The 7,682-nt window shown below is 47.1% G+C and carries 6 protein-coding genes; 3 read left to right on the forward strand and 3 right to left on the reverse strand.

Annotation, left to right across the window (positions count from 1 at the left end; translation table 11 throughout):
• On the forward strand, window positions 1-705 hold a 705-nt coding region (locus ACJ2PR_RS34325; protein ID WP_446880407.1), incomplete at its 5' end, for a glycosyltransferase.
• Window positions 706-783: 78 nt separating this feature from the next.
• Complete coding sequence (locus tag ACJ2PR_RS34330; RefSeq protein ID WP_446880408.1) at window positions 784-1,911, forward strand: glycosyltransferase family 2 protein; 1,128 nt, start codon at window positions 784-786, stop codon at window positions 1,909-1,911.
• Window positions 1,912-1,915: 4 nt separating this feature from the next.
• Here ACJ2PR_RS34330 and ACJ2PR_RS34335 read toward each other — a convergent pair whose 3' ends face one another.
• From ACJ2PR_RS34335 to ACJ2PR_RS34345, 3 genes are read right to left on the reverse strand one after another with little or no spacing between them, the layout of a single operon-like run.
• Window positions 1,916-2,509, reverse strand: a complete 594-nt coding sequence (locus tag ACJ2PR_RS34335) for a YdcF family protein (RefSeq protein WP_446880409.1) — start codon at window positions 2,507-2,509, stop codon at window positions 1,916-1,918.
• Window positions 2,475-3,578: a UDP-glucose 4-epimerase GalE gene (gene galE / locus ACJ2PR_RS34340; protein WP_446880410.1), complete on the reverse strand. Its 1,104-nt coding sequence runs from the start codon at window positions 3,576-3,578 to the stop codon at window positions 2,475-2,477. Before galE ends, ACJ2PR_RS34335 begins: the two co-directional genes overlap by 35 nt.
• Window positions 3,575-4,966 (reverse strand): sugar transferase, encoded by a 1,392-nt coding sequence (locus ACJ2PR_RS34345; RefSeq protein WP_446880411.1) that lies wholly within the window; start codon window positions 4,964-4,966, stop codon window positions 3,575-3,577. The genes galE and ACJ2PR_RS34345 overlap by 4 nt, the downstream gene beginning before the upstream one ends.
• A 381-nt stretch (window positions 4,967-5,347) precedes the next feature.
• Here ACJ2PR_RS34345 and ACJ2PR_RS34350 point away from each other — a divergent pair, with 381 nt between their 5' ends.
• Window positions 5,348-7,609, forward strand: a complete 2,262-nt coding sequence (locus ACJ2PR_RS34350; protein ID WP_446880412.1) for a GumC family protein — start codon at window positions 5,348-5,350, stop codon at window positions 7,607-7,609.
• Window positions 7,610-7,682 lie beyond the last annotated feature (73 nt).

Below are 7,682 nucleotides of genomic sequence, written 5' to 3' on the forward strand. Positions count from 1 at the left end.
TTAGAGAGTGTGAGTTCGCAAACTTACTGCCACATTAATCATTTAATCATTGACGGAGGCTCTACCGATCGTACCCTAGATATCATTCAAAAGTTCGATCATAGCAAGTCTCTTTCAATCGTTAATCAGCAGGGTTCTGGAATTACAAATGCGTTTAACATTGGCTTGAGCCACTCTTCGGGACATCTGGTTATCTTTCTCAATTCGGGGGATGTTTTTGTGGATGAGACTGTAGTAGCCAGACTGGTAGAATCTTATCAAAGCGATCGCTGGCTTTGGGCCTTTGGAGAAACGATTTCTAGAAGTCGTAGGAAATATCTCAAGCGTCATATCAAGCCCCCTCAACGATGGCAACAAGAATTATTTCTATATGGCAATCCAATTTGTCATCAATCTGCGGTCTTCTCCCGTGAGATTCTCGAAAAGGTTGGACGATATGATGAGCAGCTTTTTTTAGAAGCAGACTATGACTTTAATGTAAGAGCTTCTCTAGTTGCTCCACCTCATCTCTTGCGCTTTCCAGTTGCTTATTATGATACGACGGGGGTATCCTCTACGAAGGTATTTGAAAGCTATTTATGCCATCGAAAACTGCGTAGAAAGTACTTTTCTTTTAACCCAGTTCGCAACTTTTTGCTCGACGCGACCTGCTTATTAAAAACAACAAAACGTTTTTTGATGATTCCTGCCAAGCAGCTTTTATAAAAGATTTCTAAATGATGAATGCCGTCAATAAATTGTAATTTGGTTAACCGATTTGTCTTATAAATCAGAGGTGTTTCAGTGCTTGATGATTCTGTTTCTAATTGTCCAACGGTGACGATCGCCATCCCAACTTACAACGAATCTTTGTACATTGAAAGAATTATTCGAGACTTCTTATCGACCAAATATTCAAACCTGGTTGAAGTCTTGATCGCAGATGGAGGTAGCAATGACGGAACTCAAGAAATTGTCAGAAAGTTATCTTTAGAAGATGAGAGAGTCCAATTAATCAATAATCCTCTTAAGCTTCAAGCGGCTGGACTCAACATAGCGCTTGAAAAGGCGACGGGAGAAATTTTTCTACGAGCGGATGGTCATTCAGATTATGCGTCTGATTATATTGAACGTTGTGTTGAAGAACTTTTGAGTTCTGGAGCAGCTAATGTCGGTGGCGCACAGCGTTTTGTTGCAAAAAATGCCTTTCAATCGGGAGTTGCGTTGTCTACTAGAAGTTTCTTGGGGAGTGGAGGCGCAAAATATCGTAATCCTCACTACGATGGCTACGCGGATACGGTTTATTTGGGCTGCTTTTGGCGATCGCTATTATTAGAATGCTCTGGTTATTGTGCAGAATCAACTCCCAATGAAGACTATGAGCTAAACCTCAGACTGATAGCTACTTTTGATGTAAATCAAGTTACAAATCAAGATGCTGAACTTAATCAAAGATTGCAGTTGCAAAACTCAAAAGCGATTTACGTCAGCTCTAAAATTCGTACCTGGTACTATCCCAGAAATAGCTGGCGATCGCTCTTTGTTCAATACTTCAAATATGGGAGAGGTCGCTTTCTAACGACGACTAAACATGCAAATTCAAAGCTTCGAGGAAAACTACCTTTTTTGGTGATTTCTTTGAGCATTGCTGCTGTGTTATTTGACATCGCTTTCCCTCAGTTAGGACTGCCGATCGAACAGTTGATTCCTGGCGCTTTTCTTCTTCCTTTGTTAGAAAGTTTACGAGTTAATCTAAAATACAGCGACACGTTTGAATCAGAGTTTTGGCGCGGTGAAGGAAGTCAAATTCCCTCGTTTCTGAGTCGATGGCTTTTTTGTAGCGTAGCCATTTGTACCATGCCGATCGCTCACTTTTCTGGCTTTGCTTACCAACTCGTTCGTCACAATGTTTTTGGAATCAAGCATTGGTAATCTGCTATCGGGACTCGATCCGGGTATTCAACTTTGCCCCAGTACGACCAGTTACAAGCCATACAAACGATCGCCCACAATCTCGTAAAATTCGCGTCAAAGATTCTGACGGTTGGTTTTGGCTGGGGACGGAAACTGGAGTCACGATAATGCCACGACTACCGAATACGATCGTTGCGATCGCCCTGGCACGTCGCATGTGATAGTCCGAGGTGATGAGATAAAAGTGCCGTAGTTTTTGTTGAGAAAAATCATTGGCAAGCGAAGTAAAATTTGTCACAGTATCGGTCGCTCGGCCGTCAAATCTAACTCGATCCTCCGGAACACCCGACTGTTGAAAAATCTGGCGATGCTCAACCTCGTAAGCTGGAAAATCAGTAATCCAAATCGTTAAATCAGAGTGAGAATGCCAGAATTGAGCCGCAAACTTCATGCGATCGACATCTCCTCCCAACACAAAAATCGCCTGCGGATGGGGAGTTTGGTGAATTGAAATCGCTAATCGAATCGGAACCACCGCACTGACGGCCACGCATCCTAGCAAAAACCATTTAAACAATTGACTAGGGATGTCTCGCGATCGCGGGCGCTTGTACATGGTGGCTCTTGGGAGAAGGAGTCTGCGCGACAGGAAGCGATTGTCTAAGACGCTTGGCGAGAAGTTGGATGAGAGGATGTTTGAGGGTCTGGTTGTCGCGGTGAATTTCCCAGTAGAGGGCAGTACGAACGATCGTATCCAAATGATAGTGGCGCGGCTGCCAGTTGAGAACTTGACGAATGCGATCAACGCAGGCCGTCACACAGGCCGGATCACCCGGACGGCGATCGGTTTCAATGACCGAAAAATCAACTCCCGAAATCGCCTTGACGCGATCGATCACCTGCCTGACGCTATAACCCTGACCATAGCCACAGTTTAATACCTGGCTCTCGTGACCTGCTTCGAGATAGCGTAGGGCTGACAGGTGAGCCGAGGCGAGATCTTCGACATGAATGTAGTCGCGAATTCCAGTGCCGTCGGGAGTCGGGAAATCGGTGCCAAAGATTCTTACGCCCGGTTTACGGCTCAAAGCAGCGTCACAGGCAGCGCGAATCAGGTGCGTCGCTTCAAGATTCATTTGTCCGATTCGCCCTCTCGGTTCGGCTCCGGCCACGTTGAAATAGCGCAAAATGACGTGGCGCAACTGAGATGCTTTGCTGGTGTCTTGAATTAGCCATTCGCTCATCAGCTTTGATCGGCCGTAGGGGTTGATGGGCCGGGTGGGAGTCTCTTCGGTCACGGGATTGCGATCGGGTTCTCCATAGACGGCCGCTGTGCTAGAGAAGATTATTTTATCAATGCCAAAGGTTTCACAGCAGCGCAGTAAATTTAATGTATTGCGAGTGTTGTTGGTGTAGTAGTCAAGCGGATTGGCGATTGATTCGGGAGCATTGAGGCTGGCTGCAAAATGGAACACCGCCGTAAATTGATGAGTTGCAAAGACTTTGTAGAGGCGATCGACATCCGCTAAATCTGCATTAATCAAATTGCCCGACAGCACGGCCGACGCGCTACCCGTTGAGCAGTTGTCATAAACAACTACGTCGTAGCCTGCTTCACCCAATTGACGAACCACATGCGAACCAATGTAGCCTGCACCGCCCGTCACCAAGACTTTTTGACTCATCTGCCTTTTCCTAATAGAACAACTCGAATGGTTTTGAATGCGATCGCCCACTCTAACCAGAGGGAGTAATTTTTGATGTAGTACAAGTCATAGGCTAATTTCTCGTAAGCATCTTCTACAGAGGCTCCGTAGGGATACATCACCTGTGCCCAGCCTGTAATGCCCGGTTTGACCCAATAGCGAACGTCATAATAGGGAATTTCTGCTGCCAGCTTGGTGTCAAATTCGGGACGTTCTGGACGAGGGCCAATCAGGCTCATTTCTCCGCGCAGCACGTTCCAGATCTGGGGCAATTCATCGATTCTCATGAGGCGTAACCAGTATCCAACTCGTGTGATTCGAGGATCGCGCTCTTGTGCCCATTGTGCGCCCCGCGTCTCGGCATCTTGATACATTGATCGAAACTTGTAGACCTTAAAGGGCTTACGATTTAGCCCGGATCGCATCTGGCTATACAACACACTGCCGGGACTATCCAACCAAATTGCCAGAGTCGCCGCGACCATCACAGGTGAGAATACGAACAGCAATGTAATCGCGGATACCACGTCAACCATGCGCTTGATTTTGAGCGTGACCCGATCGCTGATCAGCCGATATCCACTACTCGAAATAAACCAGCAATCACTGAGTAATCGAGAAGGTAATTTATAAAAGAACGCTTCATAGAAATCTAGTAATCCATAGATCACAGTCCCCTGTAACCGCAAGTGCATCAGTTGCTTAATCTGTGGCTCGATCAACTCATCTTTGGCAGAGACAATGACCCCCGACCAGGATTGAAAACGCTGAGTTGAATGATTGTGCGTTGCAATACCAGACGATTCGATCGACAAAGTGAGCAGGGTTGGTTCAGAATTTTCAATCACGACTTGTCCCGATGGCTGTAGTATTGAGAGATCCTGAACCAGTCTCCAGGTCTGCTCTCCAGCCCCTACAACTAACCAGCGATCGCACTGAGATTGAGCTTGAAACCAGGCGATCGCACCCCGTCTTAAAACAATTGCCCAACCCGTAAATAAGGTCAAACTAAGTAACAAAACGTCTCTTCCGGCCAGTGAATATGCAATCTCTCTTCCTAATAAGTAAATGAGAGCCGCACTGAGCAGCGCGATCGTCAAATTACTAATTACAATTCGCAGCGACACCCAAACGCCTTGAATCTGCAACTCTGGACGATAGCCATCGACTAAATACAACCCAGTCAAAACAAATAATCCAACGCTATAGAACAGCGGATGTACGCTAACGTAACCCAAACGGAACCACAGTGCCAATGACAAACAAATGCTAAATCCGAAAATGTCTCCGGTGAGAAGCGCGATCGCAAGTTGACGGCGAGAGAGCGGTAGTCTTGCTGACGATTCAGAAAAAAGAGTGCTAGACATCTGAGTACTTAAAGCGCGAAAAGGGCAATGGGAGGGCGATTGAGCAATCCAATTAAGCAATCAAATCGTGTTCTCTGTAAAACGACCACCACAAGCAGTTATTTTCGATGAATTCTTGAGAAATGAAGTATCATGTGCCGATAAATCACAGCCATTACAAATTTCACCAAGATGCCCAATTATGGATAAGATTACGGAATTTGCAAAAACTTTTCTTCATTTGTCGAGATACTGTCGAGATACTACAGAGATTGTTAGACAGACTTGAGAAAACACTGTGATGCCTATCAAACAGGATGGCCTCGCCGTCTATGGGCTACAGAGAAGAACCCAGATAGCCAATTAACTTTAAATTCTGACTTCTCTATTTGATCTAAACTTTTGTGTGAGTTATTCCACCTCGATCGCGCTCAACCTTCAAATCCCTCATTCCTGCTCTCTCTCGGTTTTGCCATGCTATCTAACCCTGAAAATCAAGATTCTCTCGATTTGCAGCGCTATTGGCTGATTTTTAAGCGGCGCTGGCTGGCTGGTTTTATGGCGCTCGGCTCTGTATTTGGGCTGACAATTGCGCTCACCTACCTGCAAAAGCCTATCTTTGAAGCAGAAGGAACCCTTTTATTTAACAAGACGAATCGAGTCTCTTCACTTTCTGGAACGATGGAGAAAGCAGGAGAGTTAAGCGGTCTGACCCAGTTGAGTAATCCGCTAGATACTGAGTCTGAGATAATACGATCAACACCTCTGATTCAGAAAACGATTGCCAGATTGAAGCTCAAAGACGCAGACGGGAAACCGCTTACAGTTGAGGAATTTCTCAAAAAACTAAAGGTCAAAAGCATTCGGGGAACCGATGTATTAGAGTTGTCTTACCGCAGCACAAACGCTAAAGAAGCGGCAATGGTGGTCAATCTGCTCACTCAAAATTATCTAGAAAGCAACGTTCGTATGAATCGGGCTGAGGCCGTCGCTGCACGAGAATTTATCAGCAAAGAACTGCCCACCGTCGAAGCTAGAGTTTCAGAAGCAGAGAGCTATTTGCGCCAATTTAAAGAAGCCAATCGGGTGGTATCGCTGGACGAAGAAGCCAAAACAATGGTGACAGGACTGAGCGATCTGGCAGATCAAATCACCAAAGCGCAAGCAGAATTGGCAGACACGGCTTCTCGCGCTCGATCGATGCAAAATCAGCTAGACCTGAATGCACAACAAGCGATTGCCCTCACCTCTCTGAGTCAGTCTACTCAAGTCCAGCAGGTGTTAAACGACTATCGGCAGGTGCAAAATCAATTGGCGGTACAGCAGGCGCGCTATCAAGACGGCCACCCCCTGATCGCTAACCTCAAGCGTAGAGAAGCCGCCCTCAAAACTCAACTTGACAAACGAGTTACCCAAACCCTGGGAAATCCTCAAGTGGTGGCCGATCAAAACTTGCAAATCAGTCAGTTAAAACAAGGCATGACGGCGGAACTGGTCAAGCTGGAAGTCGATCGGAGAGGACTAGAAAATCGCGTCACCGTCTTGAGAAATGCCTATGTGTTTAATCAAAATCGGGCCAATGTGCTGCCCCGGTTAGAACAAACTCAACGGGGGCTAGAACGTCGATTACAGGTGGCGCGATCGACCTACGAAGAACTGCTAAAACGGCTGCAAGATGTCCAGGTGGTCGAAAATCAAAATGTGGGTAATGCGCGAGTCATCTCGGCGGCAATGGTGCCCAACCGTCCGATTTCTCCTCGAATTTTGCTCAATCTTGCACTGGGCGGATTTTTGGGAATTTTGGCAGGTCTGTCCGTGATGGTGATATTGGAGGCGATCGACAAATCGGTCAAAACCACCGACGAAGCCAAACGACTGCTCGACTTTCCGCTGTTGGGGACAATTCCTCGATTTTCGCAAAAACTGGGAGAAGGGGCGGCGATCGTTCCTGTGCGAGACAATCCCTATTCGCCTGTGAGTGCTGCCTTTGAGATGCTGCAAACGACGCTGGGCTTCACCATGACTGACCGGGCGCTAAAAGTCGTGTTGGTAACCAGTGCTCTGCCGACCGAAGGCAAATCATTTGTCGCTGCCAATCTAGCGGTCTCGAATGCTCAGATGGGTCGTCGGGTGCTGCTGATTGATGCGGATATGCGTCGTCCGAGTCAGCATGGCATCTGGGATTTGCCCAACTTTAAGGGACTCAGCGATGTGTTGGTGGGTCAGGCAGAATATCGAACCAGTGTCGCTGAGGGATTGATCAATTTGGACATTCTCACGGCGGGCACGATTCCTCCTAATCCGATGGCGTTGCTCAGTTCCAAACGGATCGCAGCCGTGATCGAAGCGGCCAAAGCAGATTATGACTTTATTATCATTGACACGCCGCCGATCGCGCTTGCTGCGGATGGTCTGACACTCGGCAAGCTGGCGGATGGCGTGCTGTTGGTGGTGCGTCCGGGGGTGGTGAATTCGGGTGCGATCGCGGCTGCAAAATCGCTGTTGAATCAATCCGGTCAGCGCGTTTTGGGCATGGTGGTGAATGGGGTAATTCCTAAAAATGAATCGGGCAGCTACTACGGAGTCGATCGCTACTATGGCTATCGGCCCACGATTAAGCCGACTGGAGACGTTAGACAAAAGATGTTAGACCGGAGACATTAGACAAGACCTTAGACAAGACCTTATACCAAATCCACTAGTTACTGATACAGATCCTCGCCCCCTAAATCCCCCA

This window comes from Phormidesmis sp. 146-33, from assembly GCF_052939515.1.